The organism is Elusimicrobiota bacterium (genome assembly GCA_040757695.1).
In the GTDB taxonomy this organism is placed as follows: Bacteria; Elusimicrobiota; UBA8919; order UBA8919; family UBA8919; genus JBFLWK01.
In genome coordinates this window covers 1-23,589 of the sequence record JBFLWK010000031.1, presented here as the reverse complement: position 1 = coordinate 23,589, position 23,589 = coordinate 1, and the positions used below count along the sequence as shown (strand labels likewise).

Sequence of the window (23,589 nt, the reverse complement as noted above, 5' to 3'; positions counted from 1 at the left end):
ATGAAAATTTTTTGCTCGCTAATTTTGCTAAACAATCAATTTCCACTGATTTGTCAAAGAACTTTAAACTTATTTCAGCTACCGCTTGACATAGTGTGTCCACGAATGCACACGAATAAACACTAATAATTTCGTGTTTATTCGTGTATATTCGAGTCCATTCGTGGTTAATTTTTGAAATTCCGATACTGCGAGCAAATGACTCACTTCTATACAGATTATTGTCGGGAACCTTTTCGGCCGCCTTTCTTGCGCGGTGGGAAACCATATTTCTGCATTTCTTCCGAGAATTTGCCGAGTTTTGACTCCAGATAACTTACCACTTTACCAAAAAACAGGCGGTCTGCGTGGTCTTGCTTTTCTAACTCTTCGGTGAGTGCTTGCTGTTGTGCCTTTGCTGCCTCCTGCCTGGCATCAAGCGCCTTCCGCTTCGCAAGCCGTTCTGCACATTCTTTTGCAAGCGCCTTCTCCTTCGCATCCGTCTTCCCGCCTTCTGTCAACCCTGCTGAAAGTCCCTCTAATGCATCTGTAACATCAGAAAACGATTTCCCAACCCGCGGTTTACCCATATCCATACCCTCCTTTAACGGCAATTAAAAAAATGAACTACCCTGTGGCAGAGCCACAGGGTATCTAAAAATCCACAACTGCTACGACACGGCATGGAACCCTGTGGCAAGCCACAGGGAATTGCAAGTTAAAAACTAAAAGTTAAAAATTGATCCTGAATTAAAACTTTTCAGGACAGGTTTAGGACATTTGTCCTAATTGAAAAACCAAAATTTACCGACGAGCAAAATTAAAAGTAAGCATTTGCTTACATTTTGATTCCAAAGAAAAAGCACGCCAAGAGCGTGCTACTACAAAATAAAAATAGCGGATTTACATCTGCCGCTACTAATTTTACATTTTTAATTTTTAATTTTGAATTGTAGTTTCTACCCCACCACCCACCCGAAAATTTTGGGGTTATTCACAGGAGAAGTGTTTTGGGATTGTTTCGCTTCGCTCACAATGACAACATTATCAAACATTTTCTTTAACCTCTGGCAAAAGTATAACAAAAAATTGGCATTCTGTCAAGCACTTTTTTGTTTTACAAATTTTTTTATTTCATAGTAAGTGCTTGTTGACGGCTGAGTTCGTAAAGAATTATTGCTGCAGACATTGCGGCATTCAGAGAAGATATTTTTTGTGTTATTGGAATCTTAATTAAAAAATCGCATTTTTCTTTTGTTAATCGCCGAAGTCCACTCCCTTCACTACCAATAACAACTGCAACTTTCCCTTTGATTTTTTTCTCCAAGATTACTTCACCCTGCATATCCGCACCATAAATCCAAAAGCCGATTTTTTTAAGCGACTCTATCGCTTGAACGATATTAACCACTTTTACAATTGGGATGTATTCAATCGCTCCTGCGGATGCTTTTGCAGTGCCGGTTGAAATCCCTGCTGACATCTTGCTTTGAATGATTATCGCATCTATCCCGAAACAAACCGCTGAACGAATGATGCTACCAAGATTCTGTGGGTCTTCAATTTCATCAAGGATACAGATTGTAGAGTTTTGTTTCTTCTCAACCAGTTTCACAAGACGGTCAAACTGCCAGTATTCTTTCGGCGAAACGAATGCAACAACACCCTGATGGTTGCTTGAATATCCTATCAGTTTTTTGTTGTCCTCAAACTGAATGGAAATATTTTTTTTTCTTGCAAGTTTTATGATTTCTTCAACAATCTTTCCTTCATATTTTTTTGCGATTAGAATTTTTTTGAAATTTCTTCGACCTGCTGAAATCGCTTCAAAAACCGGATGCCTGCCATAAATAATTTCTGTGCTCATATATTACCGACGACAATTGATTACAGGTTTTTGATTTTAGGACCGAATTTTGTATCTTCTATTTCAAACCCTTCTTTTTTAATTTTTTCTCTCAATTTATCCGCGAGTTTCCAGTTTTTTTCTTTCCTTGCCTGTTCTCGTTGTTCTGCAAGTTCCAAAATAGTATTAGGTATTTCTATTTTTTCATTATGTAATAACCCTAAAACCTGACAGAGTTCATTAAGTTTTGAAACATTATATTCTATTATTTTTCTGTTAAGCTCTGCTGGTCTATCTCGCTCTAACAGAAATAGATTGTTTACTATTCCGTGAATGCTTGCTATTGCTTCAGCGGTATTGAAATCATCATCCATAACTTCAACAAAATTTTTTACCAAAGCGTCAACTACCATTTGTCCCGATTCATATAAATTACCGTCGTGAAACTCCTTAATCAAATCATCCGTTTTTCTTTTCACATTTAATATTCTTTCATATGCATTTTTTGCCTGTTCTAATTTATCCTCTGAAAAATCAAGTGGCTGGCGGTAATGCTGGGACAAAAGCATATACCTAACAACCATTGGGTTGTATTTCTCAAAAATTTCACGAAGTGTAAAAAAATTACCGAGTGATTTTGACATTTTTTCTTTATTTATTGTTACAAAACCATTATGAATCCAGTATTTTACGAATTGTTTCCCAAGATATGCTTCTGATTGTGCAATTTCGTTCTCGTGATGTGGAAAAATCAAATCCTGTCCGCCACCGTGGATGTCAAATGTATCAAAACCAAATTCATTCAACGACATTGCAGAGCACTCAATATGCCAGCCGGGACGACCCTTTCCCCAGGGACTGTCCCACGATGGCTCACCTTCTTTTGCTTTTTTCCAGAGCGCAAAATCCAGAGGGTCGTTTTTGTTTTCGCCGGGCAGAACGCGGGCGCCACTTTTCAAATCATGAATATTCCTTTTTGAAAGTTTTCCGTAATTCTTGAATTTTCTGACTGAAAAATAAACATCGCCGTCTGCAACATATCCGTAATCATTATCAATAGTTGTTTTTATAAACTCAATTATTTCCGGAATTTTTTGGGTTACCCGCGGGTAGGAATCCGCATCTAAAACATTCAACTTCTGCATTTGTGTAAAATAGTCATCAATATATTTCTTTGCCAACTCTAAGCTCTCAACTCTCAACTCTTTACTTCTGTTAATAATTTTATCGTCAATATCAGTAAAATTCTGAACATATTTTACATCGTACCCCTTGTATTTCAAATACCGACGGATAACATCAAAAACAACATAACATCTCGCGTGGCCAAGATGCACTTCATCGTAAGGTGTTATTCCGCAGACATACATATTCACCTGTTTGTCTTTTATTGGCACAAACTCTTCTTTTTTTGCTGTAAGTGTATTATAAACTTTTAACATTAACTTTTTTTGACAGGATTAACAGGATTTTATTTTTTGCCACTGAATACACAGAGCAATAGAGCACAAGAGCATAAGAGCACAAGTTTTTACTTCTGCGCTTTTGCACTTTTAACTTGTGCATCGTTGAATGCATCCGCTACTTTTTTGTTTAAGACCATTACCTGAACTATTCCGGACTCTTTCATTGTCTTATCAACCTGTACACCAATTGCTAACTCATCATCTAACAATAACTGTTCTGCGCAGTTAGCTGCTAAATTGGTTGCTAATGATTCGCCGCGGCGTTTGATTTCTTTTGTAAGCGGATATTTTACTAAATTTGTGCCGATAATACCAACCGCAACTATTATCACGCAAATCAGTGAACTGATGAATAAACTGAATTTTATTCTTATCCCGAATTTTATTTTCTGTTTCATTTTTTGAACGCAGATGACCGCAGATAGAATCAGCGGCAATCTGCGTCCTATTTACCTTATCACGCAGAGATTGCATATTTTTTTACGGTTTTGGTCGTTGGTGATAACACAGATATAGACCCCACTTGCGAGCTCTCTACCAGATTGATTAGTCACTCTCCAGGTTGTTTCACCGAGATCTATATCTTCCTTTTCCCATACAATATTCCCTGAAAGTGTCAGAATCTGTATTTTACAATTCTCAGTTAAGTTTGTGAATTTTATTTCTTTATGACCTTTACCTGGCCTGAATGGGTTGGGATATATTAGCACATTATCAAGCGTTTTTGCCGGTACAAGTTGTAGGATAGCAAATTTTGATATATGGTTTGTTTTACCGATAACTTTGTTTTCATCCGGATACGGTGTTGATGGTATAGGAATCCAATGCTTTGTTGCTTCCCGATAGTACCCGATTACGAATCTACTCTCATCCAGTCCATAAGCCTGGGTATCAGTATAGGTTAGCGTTATAGTAATCTCTTTTTGTGGCTGTAATGGTTTAGATATTATAATTTCTACACCAACATTTGTTAGTTTTATATTTTCTTGTGTAGAAACAGGTATCTCTGATAGTGGAAGCATAGATGCAGTAACTGCTACATCTTCTGTGAAACTTCCTTCTGGGAAAACTACTTCCATTTCACCCGTTTCAGTGGATGGTGGAATTATTACTATATTTTCTTTATCCGCTGAAATTATCGTACTTGTAGAAGTAGCAGTCGGTGGGTTGGCTGCTGTGTATGACGAGATTGCTACCGACCAAGAACTGCCGGCTGCATTTACTGCTTCTGCGTAGCGTGTGTATTGTGTGTTCGGTGAGAAGCCTGTTTCCCACCAACTTACTGTGCTACCGGTGCCTGGTGAAGGACCTAAATTAGATGACAGACGACAGAAGATAGAAGTGCCTGATGAAATATACAAGCCATCTTCATTATTAGCATTGTCTGTGAATTGCCATTGGATTGATGAGACCGCCACTGAAGTGGCGTAGAAATTACTCGGTGCGAGTGGCGGTTTCTGGTATGGTTTTGTGCTAACAGTTGTTGAATAGCTGCTTTCGTGATTGGTTTTATCAACAGCAGTAATTTTGTAAAAATATGTTGAACCATTAGTAAGCCCTGTATGGCTGTAAGGGTTAGTTTGTGTTGGGGAAGGGAAAGTTGTGCCTACAATAAACCAATCTATAGTATCCGGTGGATGGCTATCACAATAAATTCTATAGAATGAAATATCTACATCAGGATTTGCAGTCCACCAGAGCTGTATTTCAGTATCACTCGCAAGTGAGGTTAATCCTGAGGGTTGCGATGGTACCCAATCCTGTGCAGCGGCATAAGCGGCAGTGTTGATAGTTAAAACATCAGCGGATGAATTCCATACAGCCCAATTATTTGCATTATCTTTTGTTTTGATTGCGAACCAGTAAGTAACACCAGGTAATAAATCAGATATGAGATATGAGATATGAGACAGGGGATTTATGCCTGTTGTAGTAATAGTTATAGTATAAGTTGGATTGGGTGGACTACCGTAGTTTGAATTCGTTATAATCCCTACTGAACTGTATTTTATCTCCCATCTCCCATCTACTATCTGCCCTACAGTGCCGTCATCACCGGGGGAAGTCCAGTTCAAAAGAATTTCACCTTCAAGCGTACCGGTAAGCGCAGTTAAATCACTTATAGCAGCAGGTGGAACAAAAAGTGCACCACCTAAAAATGGTGAATATAACACCTTCCCATTTTCAAAATCGTCATAATAATCGTATATTTTGGCGTCAATTTCTGTTGTATTTGTAGTTCCCCACCAGTTATAGGTAGAAGTGATATTATTGGTAGTCAAGTTTTGGATACTGTATGTAGAATGAGAATAGTTGTTATTATAAGTAATCGTGGGATTGCTATTCCAGTCATTCTTAATCCCGATACTACTTCCAGTAATGGTGTTGGTACTGATAGAAGGTGAACTGTAGGAGCAGTAAATCCCATAATTAGTATTGTTGGTAATGGTATTATTACTGATAGAAGGTGAACTCCAGTAGCAGTAAATCCCAGAATTAGTATTGTTGGTAATGGTATTATTACTGATAGAAGGTGAACTGTATTCGTAGCAGTAAATCCCATAAGTATTGTTGGGAATGGTATTACTACTGATAGAAGGTGAACTGTAGGAGCAGTAAATCCCATAATTAGTATTAGTAGAAATAATATTATTACTTATTGTTGGTGAGGCGTTCTCGCAATAGATTCCGTCAGTAGCATATTTTAGTTCGCAGTATTTGATGATGCAATTGGCATCTACGCTGGTATCCGTGAATTTGATGCGGCCCCAATCACCTGCTGCAGGTGTTGTCTTGGTAGAAGTAAATATGATATGGTTAGAAGCGGTGCCTTCTGCTTTTAATGTCCCGTCAACCCGTAGATAAGTACCGATATAAAATTTTACAATCACACTGGACGCAATAGTTAAAGTTACGCCGGCTTCTACTAAGGTATTACCGGTGACATTATACGGGCTATTAGCCAATGTCCAGGTAGCGTCAGCAGAAATGATACCGGAAACATCTGTCGCGTGAAGGCAGGAAGCAGGAAGCAAGAAACAGGAAGCAAGAAACAGGAATATGGGAATAGGAAACAATTTTTTCATATTATTATTTCTACCAAACTTCAGTTTGGGTTGTTGTAGTAAACCGAGGCTTCAGCATCGGTTTAAGGATATTGTAGTTTACGCAGGCTAAAGCCTGCGGCTACCTTGTCGGTAACGTCCGCCTGAGGCGAACGGCTACCAAGCAAGAAACTGAATTGTCGGACCACAACTAAAGTTGCGTAGAAGTCTGATATTATTCTTCTTTTTTGAGCACTTCTATGCTTTCAAGTTTTTTCTTAGCACGCGCTAAATATACCTGTGCTTTTTCATTTTGGGGGTCAAGTTTCAGTATTTCTGCCCAGCAGTTGACTGCATCAGTTAATTTCTCAGCCCTGTAATACATTATCCCTTTGTATAATTTCGCTTTCGTAAGATTATTTTTTACTTCTTCACTATAAGTGCCTGTTTTAAGCAATCCTTCCCACTCTTTTATTGCAGTATCATAATTCCCATTATTATATTCTTCAGCAGCTTTCTCAGCACGCTTTTTTATTTTCTCTTCAAATTCTGTTTTTGTGTTGTTGAATAACTGCAACGCAGTTTTATCTGTCGGGTCTATTTTAATTATTCTTTCGTATGTCTCTAATCCTTTTTGTAATTCACCATTATTAAGGTGTTGTGTTGCAGTATCAAAAAGCGTATCCTTTACCTTTTTAGTCAGCTCTACCGCTTCTTTATTTTCAGGCTCTAAGCTTAACACCTTACGCCATTCAAAGACAGCTTTATCAATATTGCCTTGATTATAATACTCACTCCCTTTCCGGAGCAGTTGTTTCAGGTATTCTGCTCGCTTTTCCTTCTCCTGTGCATCTATTTTTAGTTTTGCAGATTTTATAGCTTCAAGTATTTTAGGATAATGTGGACACTTGGAAAGGAGCTCTTCCCATTTTGAGATTGCTTCAACAAACTGGTTGTTATTATAGCATAATGTCGCATCGTCATTCAATGCGATTAACTTTTTATTTATTTCTTCTATTTGCGATTTTGCTTTAGTTTCGTCAGGATTTAGCGTATTAGCTTCTTTAAACTTAACTATTGCGGATTGATAATCTCCTGAATGGAACAGTTTTATACCTTCATTTATACAATCCTCTAATTTTATCTGCTGTCTTGCTTCCTGGAGAGATAATTTTTTCTCTTCCGGTACTTTTTTCCGTGCTACGCCTTTACCAAATGTTAATGTTAAAGAAACCCTGTGACTATTACCAACTTTACCATAGGGTATAAATGCATAATCAATAACCAAATTTTTAGTTTTGAAGCCTATCCCTGCGGATATCCCGGGACCAAAATTATTTTTTGTATTATATCCGGTTCTTATAGCTATAATTTTCATAAAATTATATTCAGCACCGAAATTAAAATACAGGTTGTTATCAATCGGCTTGTTTATATCTAAGGCAGTAATTAGGCGATTAGGCGATTGGGCGATTAGGTTATAAGAACAACCAAGGTTAAAATTTAATGGTAGTCTCTCGGCCTTATCAATAAATTCAGTTGCCTTACCTAAATTTTGGATAGCTGTTCCAATCGCACTGTTTTTTAGCCAGTGGTCTATTTTATAAACTACACCTAAATCTGTAGCAACAGCGAATGAGTTTTGTGTCTCTAGTTTTTCTTGTATAAGTTTAAGATTTAAGCCAGTAAAAATATTTGCTGTTAGTTTTTTAGAATAAGTCAAAATACCTTCTAAATCATAACATGTAAACTCCGGTATTTTTACAGGCTCTCCATACGCATCAATATCATAGCCTGTAAATTTATCCATATGTAGATAAAGTATACTTGCACCGAAGGTGCTATCCCCCTGGCGGATAGGATGAATATAAGATACCGCCTGCAATTGAATTTTAGACAACCAGCTGTTATGCGAGAAACTTGCTGCAGGTGTATCGACGGGCGCCAACCCTGCAGGATTCAGCCAGACGGAATTTATATCACCACTAATAGCACAAAACGCTTCTCCCATAGCAAACGCTCTTGCACTATTATTGATTTTAAGAAATTGGAACCCGCAGGTCCCAGCATTTTTGTCAATAGATGTGCAGTAGAGTGTTGCTGTAAAAAAAAGAACCCGAATAACTACACCGAATAAAGTCAGCAAATATAACCGAATATTCGGTTTAATTCGGTTAAAATTCGGGTTACATTCGTGTTTTGTTTTCATTCAAGTAAATTTTATAATTTTCTGAGTACCAAGTAGACAGACTGAATAGGAGCAGATTGCGGTGCCTTTGCCAATTTCACCAATTCCTTCGTTGGTGGTTGCCTTAATGGAAATATTTTTTGTGCTGATAATTTTTGAAATCGTTTTTTTCATTTTGTAAATATACGGTGAGATTTTCGGCTTTTTTGCGACGAGCATTGTATCAATGTTAATTATTTTGTAGCCGGATTTTTTTAATAAATTCATTGTTTTTTTAAGCAAAATTAAACTTGAAATATTTTTATATTTTTTATCTGTATTTGGAAAATGTCGTCCTATATCGCCAAGCCCGGCGGCACCCAAAAGCGAATCACAGATTGCATGCAAAAGCACATCACCGTCAGAATGAGCAAGTAGTCCTTTTGAAAAAGGAATCTTTACACCTCCTAAATAAAGCGGTCTCCCATTCACAAGTTTATGAATATCGTAACCGAAGCCCACCTTTAGAAAGGCGTTCTTATATTCTTGAGTTCTTATGTTCATAGGTTTTTAAGTCGTTTTTTGTGGTGATTTTGATATTACTATAATTACCTAAGACAACTTTAACTTTTTCACCTAATCTTTCTACAAGTGCGGAATCATCAGTTGAAAAAAATTTTTCTTTGAATGCTTTTTTATATGCTCTCATTATTATAGAATACTTAAATGTTTGTGGTGTCTGGGCAAGAAAAATGTTTTGTCTTTTCAGAGTTGAAATTATAAATCCGTTTTTGGCAATCTTTACCGTATCCTTGGAAGGAACAGCTGCAATGCAAGCACCGTACTTTTTTGCTATTGTAATACTGTTTCTTATTATTTTTTCGGATACAAACGGTCTAACTCCATCGTGAATTAAAACTATATCAGTGTTGGGGCTTAAAGATAAAAGACCATTAAAGACGGAGTGCTGGCGGGTTTTGCCACCGGGAACAATTTTAACTTTTCCGGGAATTCCAAAATTTCGTTTAATATCTTCTTTTGGTAGAACCAAAACTATATTTTTTATTTCGGGGATTTTAACAAATTTTGAGACGGTTAGTTCAACAACCTTTTTTTTACCGAGATATTCAAACTGTTTTTTTGAACCGAATCTTTTACCTTTCCCGGCTGCAACTATTACTGCTGATATTATCATATTGTCGCTAATGTGATACTATTTTTATTCTTCTTTCAGGTTAGCAAAAATCATCTTGCCTGTAGATGTTTGTAAGATATTGGTTACAACAACATCAACTTTTTTACCGATAAGATGTCGGGCATTTTCTACAACAATCATTGTTCCATCCTCCATATATGCAACTGCTTGTTTTTTCTCTTTTCCTTCTTTCATAAGATAGATATTCAGCAATTCGCCAGGCAGCAGAATAGGTTTAATAACACCGGCAAGTTCGTTAATGTTCAACACTGTAACACCATGAACTGATGCTACCTTATTAAGATTAAAATCTGTTGTAATAATTTTTGCTTTTATATCTTCTGCAAGTTTCAGTATTTTTGCATCCGTTTGTTTAATTTCAGGATAATCTTTCTCAAAAATTTTTACAGGCACTACTAAATTCTGCCTGATTTTATTGAGTAAATCCAGCCCACGGCGTCCACGTTGTCTTTTTACTGAATCTACGGAATCTGATAGCGTTTGAAGTTCAGAAATTATAAACTCCGGGATTCCAATTATACCTGATATAAAATTTGTTTCTATAATATCCAGAATCCGGCCGTCAATAATTGCAGATGTATCAAGTACTTTTACATCTTCCTGTCTTTTTTTAGATGTAAGATGGATATCTTTATCTAACAGTGAGAGTTCCTCTTTTTTTCTTATGGCGATTATGAATCCAAGATATGCAAGAACCATTTTTATCAGGATTGAGTATGTTTTGATAAAAGTATTCAATTTTTGGTCTTCCATTAACGAGATTGAATAGTCCAAAAGTTTTGCAGCAATTAGGCCGAGAATAGCGCCTAATCCGCCAGCAACAATTGAATCAAGCGGAATCATCTCAATAAGGATTTCTACAAAAATTACAAGCAATGCAACTGCAACGCCAATTAAAATTCCTTTAGCATCTTTAGAAATTTGAAACCAACCTACTACAGGTCCTGCGATAATAACTACTGCTCTAATAATCCAGATAAGCACAGACACCTCCTGTTAACTACAAGTTAAAGGTTAAAAGTAAAAGGTTAAAATTTTTGGATTTAATTTTAATTTTAATTTTTAATTTATACCTTTAACCTTTGATTGCTGTCATCGCGTCATAAACCGTTTCAAGCGGAACGATTTTTATTTTTAATTTATCACTTATACTTTTTACATTAGTTTTTGGCACAAGACATTTTTCAAATCCAAGTTTTGAAAATTCATTCAGCCGTTGCGAAATATGATTTACCGCTCTTATCTCGCCTGTAAGCCCGAGTTCGCCAATGATTCCTATTTTAGATGGAACAACAAAATTACCAGTTGCAGACACAATTGCACATGCGACTGCCAAATCGCAGGCAGGCTCTTTTGTTTTTATTCCACCAACGATATTTATGAATATATCCTGATTGGCAAGTCGGAGTCCGAGTCGCTTTTCTAAAACCGCAATTATGATTACTGCTCTGTTGTAATCAATACCAGAAAACTGTCTTCTTGGAACTGGCAGTGGTGTTGACGAAACAAGCGCCTGAACTTCTAATAGTATCGGTCGGGCACCTTCAATAATACAGGTTGTAACACTTCCGGATACATTTTTGGGTTTCTCGCTGATAAAAATTTCAGACGGATTTTTTACTTCATTAAGACCGCTCGCACTCATTTCAAAGATACCGATTTCAGATGTAGCACCGAACCTGTTCTTGAAACATCTTAATATCCGGTAGTTATGATGTTGCTCAGAACTGAAATACAGCACCGTATCTACGATATGTTCTAAAAGCCGTGGTCCTGCAAGTGCGCCCTCTTTTGTAACATGCCCGCAGATAAATGTTGTAACCGGGATTGATTTACTGATTGACAAAAGTTCCGCAGTTGTTTCTCTTACCTGTGAAACACTGCCGGCGGCAGATTCAATATCATCTCTGTAAATCGTCTGAATTGAATCAACAAAAAGGAACTTTGGTTTTACATCGTGTAGTTTTGTAACGATTTCAGCCAGTCGTGTTTCTGATACAAGAAAAAGCGAACCGCTATTGATTTTTAATCGTTGTGCACGGATTTTTAATTGCTCAAGCGATTCCTCACCAGAAACATAGAGACAACAATACGGCGAGATGGCGGGATGGCGAGCTGGCGAGGAAAGACAACCTGCAATCTGCAGAAGCAAAGTTGATTTTCCGATACCAGGTTCACCACCGACCAGAATCATCTGCCCATCAACAAGCCCGCCACCTAAAAGATTATCAAATTCGTTAATTTGTGTTTTGTATCTATTTTTTAGCAGTTCAACTTCAGAAATCTCGTTAATTTTTTTTACCGCAGATGAAAAGTTTATAAGATGAGTTCTAAATTTTGATTGCGGTACTTTATGCTCTTCTACAAACGAATTCCACTTCCCGCAATCAGGACATTTCCCGAGCCATTTTGTGGATTCATATCCGCATTCCTGACAGACAAACTCTGTTTTTTGTTTCATTTTTTTAACGCAGATTGCGCAGCTTTTGCACGACAATTACACGGATTTTTTCTGTGCTCTCTGTTATTACTCTGTATCTATGTGGTTTATTTTTTTTTTCTTTCTTCCTTCTCCAACTCTTTCTTTACTTCCTTTGCTTTTTTTTCGTCAACAATCCATTTTGACGGTGCGTCTTCCATCATTTTGCTGAAGACACGCATGCTTTTGATTGTTTCTTTCAAATCGGTTTCCAGTTTCTTATCAGTAACAATTTTGCCAAGCAGTCCTTCGCCTGATTCAATTGATTTTGAGATTTTTTCAAGCGAGGTAAGTGTTGTATCCAGTTTTTTAGAAATAGTTGCCAGTCGGCCATTAGCGGTTGCTTTTTTAAGTTCTTTTGATACAAGAAGCAATTCTGAAGAAAATCTGTTTAAATTGTTGATTGTTGATTTTATATTGACATCGCTTGTAACACCTTTAAGTGAATCCAGCAGCGAACCTACAGCTGCTTGTATCTTATCAAACATCTTGTCAATAGAAACAGGGTCAACACCGATAATTGTATCGTCATCTTTAAGGAGTTTGAATAAAGTAGTGCCTGATGTTAGTTGGACGAATTTTACACCGATAATACCAGTAGAAAATATATATGCCTGTGTATCTTCGTGGATATTTACATCTTTATCTATCCAAACTGTAACCTTTGCTTTTTCATTTTCAAGTGTTATTTCTTTCACATAGCCGATATTTACGCCTGCAACCTGTACCTTTGCCTGTTTCAAGAGACCCTGAATATCGTTAAACAGAATATTAATCTCATAACCTTTCTCAAAAATCCGTACACCTGAAAGAACCATAATACTGATAGCAATCACGAGCATCCCAAAAATAATTGCGATTCCTACTTTAGTTTCTTGTTTCATACAAAATCAGTGATTAAGTGATTAAGTGATTAAGTGATTAAGTTTTTGCATTTAACTAACCACTAATCACTATTCACTGTCTTTCACTGCCTCTTTTTTAGCGTTCTTTTACTTTCATTTTTATCGGTCCCATTGATGAGCCAGTTGTAAACTGTTTCATAAATAGGTTATCCGTTTTTTTTATTTCGTCTGGACTGCCTATTCCGATAATTTTGCCGTCATAAAGCATCGCAATCCGATTTGATACTTTATAGGCGGATGTCATATCGTGTGTCACAACTATTGATGTGATATTCAATGTTTTCTGAAGATGAATAATTAAATCATTTATCACATCCGCCATTATAGGGTCTATACCTGTTGTTGGCTCATCGTAAAAAATATATTTCGGGTCTATCGCGATTGCTCTTGCGAGTGCTACCCGTTTCTTCATCCCGCCTGAAAGTTCAGATGGTTTCATATTCTCAATACCTTCAAGTCCTACTCTTGAAAGGCACAATTTTATTTTTTCTGCAATTTCAGTTCCAGACAGGTTTGTAAGATTCCGTAGACCAAATGCAACATTATCTCCAACAGTTAGAGAGTCAAACAATGCGGCGCCTTGAAACAAGAAGCCGAATTTTTTCTGTACTTCTGAAAGTGGTTTTTCATCAAGTTTGGTTATTTCTGTCTCATCTACAAAAATTTCGCCCGCATCAGGTTTCAGAAGACCAACGATATGTTTGATTAAGACAGATTTTCCGCAACCGCTACCGCCGATAATTGTGATTGTTTCGCCAGCCTGTATTTCAAGATTTACACCATCAAGCACTTTGTTTTCAGCAAATGATTTATACAGGTTTACAATTTTTATCATAAGAATTCCGAATAACACATCACGAATGTTATCCCGAATAATCCCGAATAAATTGATGTTGGTATTCGTGTCTTGTTCGTGATGTTTGCCTTTATTCGTGTGCCTGTATTCGTCTTTATCCGATACCAAACAGAGCCAGAAGCGCTGTCAAGAAATAATCAGAAACAAGAATCATCACCATTGCGATTACAACCGTTTCTGTTGTTGCGCGACCGACACCTTCTGCACCACCTTCACATTGGAACCCTTTATGACATGCAACGGTTACGATAATCAGCGCAAAAACAACAGATTTTATTAGCCCGTGAACAAGGTCATCAACCCGCATATAGTCCAGAATATCATTCTGATAGACGACAGGTGCGATACCAAGTTTATAGATACTCACAAAAAAACCGCCTAATATACCGATAATATCAGAAAAAACTGTAAGTACTGGCAGCATCACTACTATTGAGACAAATCGCGGGACTGCAAGATATTTTATTGGATTGGTACCAAGTGTATAAAGTGCATCTATCTGCTCGGTAACTTTCATTGTGCCGAGTTCTGCAGCAATCGCAGCACCGACTCTGCCAGCAATCACCATCGCAGTCAAGACAGGACCTAATTCTTTGACCATTGAAAATCCAACCACGCTACCAATATATATTGGTTCATTAAAAATGTTTTTTGTTGAATATGCTGTTTGGAGTGCTAAAACCATCCCAGTAAAAACGGAAGTCAGCAGTGTTACCGGTATTGATTTTACACCGATTTGTATCATCTGGTTGATAATATTTTTTTTATCATGTTTTTCAGAAAAATAAACCCGAACTGTTTTAATCAACATGCTGAAAGCATTTTCTACACTATCTGCGGTCTGGATAAATTTTTTACCGATTATGGTAATCATATATAAACTCTCGGAACACGCTTTGAGATAGATGTTACTATTTCATAATTTATTGTATTACATCTTTTTGCGATATCTTCAGCAGAAATTATTTCAACACCCTGTCTGCCGATAATAACAACCTGGTCTCCAACCGCGACATCTCTGATACCTGTCACATCCAGCATCGTCATATCCATACATACATTACCGACAACTGAAACCCTTCTGTGATGCACAAGAACTTCTGCATTATTGGAATTGTCTCTTAAAAAACCATCCGCATAGCCAATCGGGATTGTAGCGATTCTGGAGATTCGTTTTGTAAAAAAGGTTCTGCAATAGGATATAGATGTTTTTGATGGTACTGTTTTTAGAAAAACGATTCTTGTTTTGAGTGATAATGCTGGTTTTGTTGCGAGCAGTTTTTCAGAATTAGGAACTGGTAATAGTCCATAAATCAGAAGTCCCGGACGGACCAAATTGAACGGTGGCGAATATGAACTTTTATACTTTAATATGGATGCGCTGGCTGAAATATGAAAATAGTTTGCCGAAATTTGTTCTGTAACTTTCTTAAAGATAGCAATTTGTTTCTCTGTGAACTCTCTGTTTTCAGCCGCACAGGCGATATGTGAATAAAGACCTTCCAGCCGGATATTTTTCAGAGAGTTAATTTTTGTTGACAGCGTAATCGCAGTAGATGGCAGCACACCGATTCTGCCCATCCCTGTATCAACTTTCAAATGAAATACTACTTTTTTATTAGAACGCAGTGCATAATTATTCAGTGCTTCAAGCCCTGAAATACTTGCGAGTGTTGGTATCAGATTATATTTTATTATCTCGCCAAAATTACAAAACGGATATGTGCTACCTAATATCAGTATTTTTTTTTTGATTCCTGCGAGCCGAAGTTGTATTCCTTCTTCAATTGTTGCAACACCAAAAAATTTTACTGCTGTTTTTTCTAATACTTTCGCTACCTCAACTGCGCCATGTCCGTATCCATCTGCTTTGACAACTGCGAGAATATCAACATTTTTACCAACAAATTTTTTTATCAGTTCAGTATTATGTTTTATATTCGTAAGATTTACTTCAGCCCATGTAGGTCGTAAAATTTTCATAACTCAAATTATTGCAGATGTTTTTATCTGCGGTAATCTGTGTTCTTTATCTGTGGCTATCTGCGTTTTATTTGGTCGCATTTTCAAATCTGGTATAGTCCTTAAAAAATCGCAAGTTAATATTTGCGAGCCGACCGTGTCTGTTTTTTGCAATAATTATTTCTGCATCACTTACCGGGCTGGCTGCTTCAATCCCATCTGGTTTATACAATGAAGGCTGATAAATCATCAAAACCAAATCTGCATCCTGCTCAATCGCACCAGATTCTCTCAAATCGGCAAGTCGTGGTCTGCCTGCCTGGCTGCCTGTTCTTTTTTCCGGCTCTCTGGATAATTGCGAGATAGCGATTACCGGGATATTCAGGTCTTTCGCCATAATTTTCATAGAGCGTGAAATTTCGGCTACATCTTGTTGTCTATATTCGGAACGACCTGTTTTACCTGCCATCAGTTGAAGATAATCAATCACAACAATATCAAGTCCACCAGTAGCTTTTATTTCAGCATCAAGTCGGCGTGCACGCGCTTTCATTTCTAAGACAGTAAGTGCTGAAGAATCGTCAATAAAAATTTGGGATTCTTTGAATCTACCCGCAGCAGTTGTTATCCGCGGCCAGTCATCTTTAGACATATACGCATTTTTGACCCGTTCTGATGAAACCCGTGCCTGCGAGCACAGAAGCCGTGTTAACAGTTCGTTATTTGACATCTCTAACGAAAAAATAAGGATAGATTTTTTATGTAGTAATGCTGCATTTTCAGCGGTATTCAATACAAACGATGTTTTACCTGTTCCAGGCCGACCTGCGATAATAATAAAGTTGGATTTTTTGAACCCGCCAGTAATAGCATCTATATCTTTGAACCCGCTTGGGATACCGGGAACATGTTCTTTGCTTGAATAAATCGTTTCTATATCGTCAAGTGTAGGTTCTATGAGTTCAGAAACACTAATAGGTCCTTTCACACTTCTTTTTGATGAGATATTAAAAATCATCTGTGAGACATTATCAACAATCTCATCAACATTCTCAACCTGGCTGGATGCATCGCCAATTATTTTTCGGCCCGCAGAAATAAGTTCTCTAAGAATCGCTTTCTCTTTCACAATTTTTGCATAATACTCTATATTAGACGCGGTTATTACAGTATCAACCATTGATGTAAGATAGGCAGGACCTCCTAATTGTGTAACTAATGGTTCTGCTTTAAGCGATTCTGTGACGAGCAGTATATCCACATCACCTCTGTTTTTATCGTATATTTTAAGTATCTCGCGAAAAATTATTTTATGTGCCGTTGCATAAAAATCGGTTTCAGTCAGAAGTTCAATTGCGGTTTCTATTGCTTCTTTTTCAATAAGCATAGAACCAAGTACCGCTCGCTCGGCTTCTAAACTGTGTGGCACAACTAAATCTGTTATTATATTATCAGCCATAAGTAACACTAATTAAAAATTCAAAATTAAAAATGAAAAATTGTGGTAACCTCTTTTATTAAACCCTTTTGTATAAATTTTTAATTTTACATTTTACATTTTTAATTGTCTCTTTTCACTACCCAGACCTTTATTTTTGCAATAACTTCAGGATGACTTCTTACTTTTACTGGGACATCAAACACACCGAGTTCTTTTATTGGAGTTTCTAACAGGATGTCTTTTTTATCAATTTCAAACCCTTCTTGTTCTAATACCGCAGAAATATCTGACGCACTGACTGACCCGAACATTTTATCGCCTTCAGTTCTGCTATCTACTTCAACTGGAATTGTTATAGAGAGCGCTGAAAGTTTGTCAGCAAATTTTTTTGTTTGCTCAATTTCTATCTCTAATTTTTTGGCAACCCGTTTTTTTTCTTGTTCAACAATTTTCAAATTTTGTTCGGTTGCTTCAATTACCAGCCCTTTTGGAATCAAAAAATTTCGGGCATATCCAGCTTTTACATTCCTGATATTACCGATTTTACCAAGTCCTTCTATTGTCTGTTTTAATATGACCTCCATCAGAATCTCCCCCCTCTCTCCTCACCCCACATTTCCTTTTTCGCCATTTTTTTTAGCGGCTGTTTTATCGGCTTTTTTTCTGGCTCTAAAATTTAGCCATACATCTGAAATACCCAGAAACGCACCCACAGGCGGATACAGAAAGAAAAAGAAATATGTGATTGCAACCATTACTTTGGAACTATTAAAAAGATATTTACCTGCTGATAAACCGCCAACAAAATAGACAAAAAGAATTATATTAAGCAAATTATCAGCAATCTGAAACAATACACCAATTTTTAGTTGTTTAAAAACTACAAAAATAAAAAGTACAAAAATTAACAAAAAAACCGTTTTTTCAGGCAAACGCCATAAATAAAATGCTGGAAGTTTTTTAACCACTTTGTTTGTTATATTTAATTTTGCTGATATATTAGATAGAGATATATACGAAAGTGTCGTTATTATCAGCGTAAAAATTACAGTAATAGCATAGATATTGCTAACAATACTCGTTACTGCTAACTCAGAAATTTCTTTAGGGAAAACTGTACCAATTTTGGAAAAAATCCAGTTCATCTGGAAACCTGCAAACTGCAACGCTAAAATTATACCAACTGATATAACGGATATTAGCAATGAAGAAAACAAAATTATATGCCAGTTGTCCCGTTTTCTAATAACGCCTGAATATAACAAAACTGAATTCAACACAACAACCAAGCCAAACAGCGATACAAAAAGATATCCAGACGGAACCAGTTTATATACGGCAACCGATGATAAAATTATACCCAGTATACCAGCAAAAATTCCGTTTTTAAGGAATATCAGTGTAATAGAAACTACGGACAACGGCAAAAAAAAGATTCCTACTAGTGGGATAGCGAATCCGGATACAAAAAAAAGAAATGCCAAAACAGAAAATACAAAAAAATATCTCAATCTTTTCATTACAGATTTACATATGGGATTATCGCAATATTTCTTGCTCGCTTAATTGCACGGGTTAAAATTCGTTGGTGTTTTACACATACACCTGTGAAGCGTGATGACAAAATTTTACCACGTTCTGTAATATAATTTTTCAGAAGCCCAATGTTTTTGTAATCAATTTCAATTTTGTCTGCACAGAATCTACAATGTCTTTTTTTGAATAGCCTGCCTTTTAAAAATCTTTTACCAGCTACTTTACCTCGCCTAAAACGACCGCCTTTTTTACTTTTACCAATATAATTTCTTTTTGTATACTTTTTGTGTTCCACAAAATCCTCCTGAAATTAAAACGGTACTTCATCATCTTGTTTGGTTTTTGATGGCTTTACAACAGGTTGATAATCATCTGCTGATTCATCGCTAACCGTCTCAGCACTTTCTACACCAGATGGCTCTCGTTTAGGCATCAGATGCAGCCTTTCACCGACGACCACCAGTTTGCTTCTTTTCTGACCATCCTTGCTTTCCCAGGTGTCCTGTTTAAGCCGACCTTCAACAACAATGCAGTCACCTTTATGAACATATTTCTGACATGTCTCTGCCTGTTTTCTAAAAAATGTTATATCTACAAAACAGGTCTCTTCTTTTAAACTGCCATCGGCACTTTTATATCTTCTGTTAATACCAATACCAAAACCTGCGATTGCAGAACCATCCGCTGCATATCTTACATCCGGATCCCGTGTCACATTACCCATTAGAATAACTTTACTGAAACTTGCCATCTTCCCTCCTTAAATGGCTTAACCTTTAACTACTTTTTCACCATTTACAATTTCTGATTTTTCCTCTTTTTTAGGTTCGGTTTTTTTCTTGAACGGTTTTTCAATTTTAATGGTGATAAATTTGATTACAGCATCGGTTGTTCTATAAAAATTTTCAAGTTCTGCAATAATTTGTCCATCACTGTTGAACTGAAACAGATAATAAACACCTTCTTTGTATTTTTTTACTGGATATGCAAGCCGCCGTTTGCCCCATGTATCCGATAGAATGATTGTCCCATCTATAGAGGTTATAATTTTCTTGATTTTTTCTAAAATTTCATCAACTTTTTCACTGGATAAAGTCGGTTTCAGAATAAAAACCGTCTCATAATTAGGCATGTTGCCTCCTTTCCGGACATTAAGCCCTCAGAAACTTACAGGGCTATGACCCGCCCGATTTTTCGGGCGAGTAAAGTGCAGGTAAATATATTATACTATAAAAAGTTTATTTTTGCAATATCTCGTATCTATTCCTCTAACCCGTCACCTTCTACAAATTTATACTTTGTTTCACCAGGCTGAATAAGCCCGAGTTGTTTTCTGACTTCTCGTTCAAGATATGCAGGATTGTTTTCAAGTGCATAAAGCCGTTTTCTCAAAAATTGGTTTTCTTGCTCAATTTTGGCAAGATTTTTTCTCAATCTTGAAACTTCTAGCCCCTGCCTGACAATATTCCACATACTGCGATTGCCAAACAGAACCAAACATAACAAAATTATACCGAGATAAATATATAACTTCTTTTTATTTTTCAAATTGGGCATCTTTTCCCAGTTCCTCTTCAATTCGTAACAACTGATTATATTTAGAAATCCTGTCAGTCCGAGAAGCTGAGCCGGTTTTTATCTGACCTGAATTTACTGCAACCGCTAAATCTGATATAAATGTATCCTCCGTCTCTCCTGACCGATGCGAAATCACCGTCGTATAGCCCGCTTTATGCGCCATCTGTATCGTCTCTATCGTCTCAGTGAGCGTGCCTATCTGGTTGAGTTTTATCAAAATTGAGTTTGCTATTTTGTTATCTATACCTTGTTGTAAGCGCTCAACATTTGTAACAAATAAATCATCACCAACAATCTGTATCCCCCCCTTTTTCTTACCGAGTTTATCGGTCATCACTCTCCAGCCGTCCCAATCATCTTCGGCAAGCCCATCTTCTATAGAAACAATCGGGTATTTAGCGACGAGTTTTGTATAGAATTCTACCATCTGTTCAGAAGTTTTTACTTTGTCTGTTTTTTCACCTTCCAGAATATATTTACCATCTTTGTAAAACTCTGACGCAGCCGGGTCAAGTGCTATACAAATATCTCTGCCGGAAATATAGCCGGCTTTTTGGATTGCTTCTATAATTACTTCAAGTGCTTCTTCGTTTGATGAAAGGTTCGGTGCAAAACCGCCTTCATCACCAACTGCAGTATTATAATTTTTGTTTTTCAGCACTTTTTTCAAGTTATGAAAAACCTCTGCACCGTATCGCAGTGACTCGTGGAAACTTTTAGCGCCTTTTGGAAATACCATAAACTCCTGCAGGTCAACATTGTTGTCAGCATGTTTTCCACCGTTTAAGATATTCATCATAGGAACTGGAAGTCGGAAGTCGGAAGTCGGAAGTCGGAAGCAAGACCGAATGTATTTGTAAAGCGGAAGTTTTTGCTCTGATGCAGCAGCACGGCAGACAGCGAGCGAAACACCTAAAATTGCATTTGCTCCAAGTTTACCTTTGTTTTTTGTGCCGTCAAGTGAAATCATCTTTTTGTCAATCTCAATCTGGTTTTCAGCATCCATTTCAACAATTTCAGGTGCTATAGTTTTATTCACATTCTCAACTGCTTTAAGCGTTCCTTTACCGAGATACCTTTTTTTATCATCATCGCGTAATTCTACCGCCTCATGCTCACCGGTTGAAGCGCCTGATGGCACTGCAGCCCTGCCTAAAATACCGGTTTCTAAAATCACATCAACTTCTATCGTCGGATTCCCGCGTGAATCCAGAATCTCACGTCCTAAAACCTTTTTAACTTTTGCTGCCATTTTTACCTCCAGTTTTTTTTGCTATTTGTTCCCGTATTTCAAGAATCGCTTCCAATTCTTTAATTATAGTTACATCTTTAGGCCGTCCAACAACTTTCTTGGATTTAATCAACCCTTCTACTGTTAAAACATTGCATTGTATCCCGTAGATTTCTAATACTTCTGAATACTTGACTACCTCAGCGTAACTACCGAGCCCTTTTACTTCACCGAATAAATCAATATCACCAATATCGGTAGAAAGCGTAAAATTTAATCCCATTTTTAATGTCTTTGTATCAAATATAAAAGGCAAATCTTTTTCTGTACCACGCAGATATGGATGAAATGGCGTTAATGCTTTCACAACATTTTCTAAATTTTCTTTATCTCTTGAATAACAGATATCAACATCAAAAGTTAAATGTGTTGAACCCTGTGCAACTGCTGCCTGCCCACCAATTATAATAAATTGGACATTATACTTTTTTAGAGCAGTTAGTATCTCGTTAAATTTTACCATGTTTTTTCTCGCCAGCTTTTTTTAGTTCTTCAGCAACTTCAAGCATCTCTTGATTTTTTTGTATTCTCTGGGTTGGCGTTAATGATACTGATTCGTATAACAAACTTACATCAATCCCATAATCAATTGCAGATTGTATAGCACTTTTAGTTTTTAATTTGACTTTAGTCATAATAATTTTACCAGTGCACACTTAACGCAGGTGAAAAGCAAACCATAGTTGAATTATGATGTCCAGTGCATAAGCCCGAAGAATCAATATGATTATCTGCGGTTCCATTATATAAAAAATACAAAAAATTGCAAATAAAAAATGGCTGATATTAAATCCAGCCATTTTGGTAATAGCGAGGTAAACCCCACAACTACTTTATATGTTTTTTAGTGGTTTCTATTTTCTGTTGGGATAGTTTATGTTGTGGGTCAAGTTTCAGAACTTATTCCCATTCTTTTATCGCTTCCTCATATTTTTTCTGCTGATACAACTGCCCCGCTTTATTGAAATGTTCTCGCATCAATTTCTTTTTTTCACTGTCATTTGTAGTCGCAGACCCTTGGTCTGCTCCCTCTGTCTCTATCGTGCCAATCTCGCCTTTATCTGTGGCAATCCCTGCTTTTTCATCTGTGTTTATCTGTGCTTCATATCTGTGTTCATCTGTGTTCCCAAAATAATAATACACAGCCAAATTCGCCACCCATTCTACACCATCTATTTTAAATTCATCTGATTTCAAGCCAATAAATGTAGGTGCAAAATCCAGAGCAAATGAACCCCTTTTTGTTATAAAATACTCGCCACCAAGAAACACAGAACCTTCATATCCCGTGCCTTTTGTGTCCAAAGTATCAAATGAAATATACCCGCCTTCTAATCCTGTAAATCCTGTCAGTTTTCTGCTTGAATAATAATTCCAATATCCCCTACCCGCATAAACATTTATCCCTTCACCAGTTGCCCACCGCAATTCAGAACCGAGCCGCTGTGAAAAATTATACTTCACACCAAGATAAGGCCAGCCGAGCCCGACTCCAACTTCAGAATAAAGACAGATAGAAAGGTAGAAGGTAAAAGGTAGAAGGTAAAAGATAAAAATTAAAATCTGTTTCATAAATTTCCCATTACGATGTAGTTGCAGACCCTTGGTCTGCTTCCTGTCATTGCGAGGCGTAGCCGAAGCAATCTCATCTGATTTGTCATTCCATGCATCGTATGTCATTCCAGAATGGTTTTTTGGGACGCTGATTCTCGCAGAAATGTCTGGATACTTAAAATCCTGATAATCGGAGCCTGCCCCCGAATGATTTTATCGGGGGTTCATCTGCGTCCTGATATGTCATTCCCGAATGTCCCCGACTACTA

Annotated in this window: 25 protein-coding genes; all 25 read right to left on the bottom strand. The window is 37.0% G+C overall.

The annotated features are described in order from the left end of the window. Positions 1-218: 218 nt before the first annotated feature. Positions 219-569, bottom strand: coding sequence for a hypothetical protein (locus AB1349_07050; GenBank protein ID MEW6557095.1), 351 nt, complete (start codon positions 567-569; stop codon positions 219-221). Positions 570-1,108: 539 nt separating this feature from the next. Next, a complete protein-coding gene (gene rlmB, locus AB1349_07045) occupies positions 1,109-1,846 on the bottom strand; it encodes a 23S rRNA (guanosine(2251)-2'-O)-methyltransferase RlmB (protein ID MEW6557094.1) in 738 nt (245 codons plus the stop codon). A gap of 20 nt (positions 1,847-1,866) precedes the next feature. Beyond that, on the bottom strand, positions 1,867-3,267 hold the full coding sequence (gene cysS / locus AB1349_07040; GenBank protein ID MEW6557093.1) for a cysteine--tRNA ligase: 1,401 nt from the start codon (positions 3,265-3,267) through the stop codon (positions 1,867-1,869). An 89-nt stretch (positions 3,268-3,356) separates the two neighbouring features. After that, on the bottom strand, positions 3,357-3,689 hold the full coding sequence (locus AB1349_07035) for a hypothetical protein (protein MEW6557092.1): 333 nt from the start codon (positions 3,687-3,689) through the stop codon (positions 3,357-3,359). Between the two features lie 51 nt (positions 3,690-3,740). Beyond that, positions 3,741-6,377 (bottom strand): right-handed parallel beta-helix repeat-containing protein, encoded by a 2,637-nt coding sequence (locus AB1349_07030; GenBank protein MEW6557091.1) that lies wholly within the window; start codon positions 6,375-6,377, stop codon positions 3,741-3,743. 193 nt (positions 6,378-6,570) lie between these two features. After that, a complete protein-coding gene (locus AB1349_07025) occupies positions 6,571-8,544 on the bottom strand; it encodes a PorV/PorQ family protein (protein ID MEW6557090.1) in 1,974 nt (657 codons plus the stop codon). Then, positions 8,545-9,066 (bottom strand): 2-C-methyl-D-erythritol 2,4-cyclodiphosphate synthase, encoded by a 522-nt coding sequence (gene ispF / locus AB1349_07020; protein ID MEW6557089.1) that lies wholly within the window; start codon positions 9,064-9,066, stop codon positions 8,545-8,547. Then, positions 9,041-9,697: a 2-C-methyl-D-erythritol 4-phosphate cytidylyltransferase gene (gene ispD / locus AB1349_07015; protein MEW6557088.1), complete on the bottom strand. Its 657-nt coding sequence runs from the start codon at positions 9,695-9,697 to the stop codon at positions 9,041-9,043. Before ispD ends, ispF begins: the two co-directional genes overlap by 26 nt. A gap of 24 nt (positions 9,698-9,721) precedes the next feature. Beyond that, positions 9,722-10,702: a hypothetical protein gene (locus AB1349_07010; protein MEW6557087.1), complete on the bottom strand. Its 981-nt coding sequence runs from the start codon at positions 10,700-10,702 to the stop codon at positions 9,722-9,724. Between the two features lie 91 nt (positions 10,703-10,793). Then, on the bottom strand, positions 10,794-12,179 hold the full coding sequence (gene radA / locus AB1349_07005; GenBank protein ID MEW6557086.1) for a DNA repair protein RadA: 1,386 nt from the start codon (positions 12,177-12,179) through the stop codon (positions 10,794-10,796). Positions 12,180-12,265: 86 nt separating this feature from the next. Next, complete coding sequence (locus tag AB1349_07000; protein ID MEW6557085.1) at positions 12,266-13,081, bottom strand: MlaD family protein; 816 nt, start codon at positions 13,079-13,081, stop codon at positions 12,266-12,268. A gap of 97 nt (positions 13,082-13,178) precedes the next feature. Then, entirely contained in the window at positions 13,179-13,937 is a 759-nt protein-coding gene (locus AB1349_06995) for an ABC transporter ATP-binding protein (GenBank protein MEW6557084.1), read from the bottom strand. A gap of 115 nt (positions 13,938-14,052) precedes the next feature. After that, on the bottom strand, positions 14,053-14,832 hold the full coding sequence (locus tag AB1349_06990; protein ID MEW6557083.1) for an ABC transporter permease: 780 nt from the start codon (positions 14,830-14,832) through the stop codon (positions 14,053-14,055). Continuing rightward, positions 14,829-15,941 (bottom strand): alanine racemase, encoded by a 1,113-nt coding sequence (gene alr, locus AB1349_06985; protein ID MEW6557082.1) that lies wholly within the window; start codon positions 15,939-15,941, stop codon positions 14,829-14,831. The genes AB1349_06990 and alr overlap by 4 nt, the downstream gene beginning before the upstream one ends. Positions 15,942-16,008: 67 nt before the next feature. Next, positions 16,009-17,379: a replicative DNA helicase gene (gene dnaB, locus AB1349_06980; GenBank protein ID MEW6557081.1), complete on the bottom strand. Its 1,371-nt coding sequence runs from the start codon at positions 17,377-17,379 to the stop codon at positions 16,009-16,011. A gap of 101 nt (positions 17,380-17,480) precedes the next feature. Continuing rightward, positions 17,481-17,945, bottom strand: a complete 465-nt coding sequence (gene rplI / locus AB1349_06975; GenBank protein ID MEW6557080.1) for a 50S ribosomal protein L9 — start codon at positions 17,943-17,945, stop codon at positions 17,481-17,483. A gap of 21 nt (positions 17,946-17,966) precedes the next feature. Then, complete coding sequence (locus tag AB1349_06970; protein ID MEW6557079.1) at positions 17,967-18,845, bottom strand: DUF2232 domain-containing protein; 879 nt, start codon at positions 18,843-18,845, stop codon at positions 17,967-17,969. Between the two features lie 35 nt (positions 18,846-18,880). After that, on the bottom strand, positions 18,881-19,192 hold the full coding sequence (rpsR, locus tag AB1349_06965) for a 30S ribosomal protein S18 (protein MEW6557078.1): 312 nt from the start codon (positions 19,190-19,192) through the stop codon (positions 18,881-18,883). Between the two features lie 15 nt (positions 19,193-19,207). After that, positions 19,208-19,648, bottom strand: coding sequence for a single-stranded DNA-binding protein (gene ssb, locus AB1349_06960; protein ID MEW6557077.1), 441 nt, complete (start codon positions 19,646-19,648; stop codon positions 19,208-19,210). An 18-nt stretch (positions 19,649-19,666) separates the two neighbouring features. Then, a complete protein-coding gene (gene rpsF / locus AB1349_06955; protein ID MEW6557076.1) occupies positions 19,667-20,029 on the bottom strand; it encodes a 30S ribosomal protein S6 in 363 nt (120 codons plus the stop codon). A 128-nt stretch (positions 20,030-20,157) separates the two neighbouring features. Further along, the gene (locus tag AB1349_06950) at positions 20,158-20,454 is read right to left on the bottom strand and encodes a septum formation initiator family protein (protein ID MEW6557075.1); all 297 of its coding nucleotides are present in this window, start codon (positions 20,452-20,454) and stop codon (positions 20,158-20,160) included. After that, a complete protein-coding gene (gene eno, locus AB1349_06945; GenBank protein MEW6557074.1) occupies positions 20,435-21,727 on the bottom strand; it encodes a phosphopyruvate hydratase in 1,293 nt (430 codons plus the stop codon). Before eno ends, AB1349_06950 begins: the two co-directional genes overlap by 20 nt. Then, the gene (locus AB1349_06940) at positions 21,711-22,229 is read right to left on the bottom strand and encodes a nucleotidyltransferase (GenBank protein MEW6557073.1); all 519 of its coding nucleotides are present in this window, start codon (positions 22,227-22,229) and stop codon (positions 21,711-21,713) included. Before AB1349_06940 ends, eno begins: the two co-directional genes overlap by 17 nt. After that, entirely contained in the window at positions 22,216-22,401 is a 186-nt protein-coding gene (locus AB1349_06935; protein MEW6557072.1) for a hypothetical protein, read from the bottom strand. The genes AB1349_06940 and AB1349_06935 overlap by 14 nt, the downstream gene beginning before the upstream one ends. A gap of 265 nt (positions 22,402-22,666) precedes the next feature. Beyond that, on the bottom strand, positions 22,667-23,446 hold the full coding sequence (locus tag AB1349_06930) for a hypothetical protein (protein MEW6557071.1): 780 nt from the start codon (positions 23,444-23,446) through the stop codon (positions 22,667-22,669). Positions 23,447-23,589 lie beyond the last annotated feature (143 nt).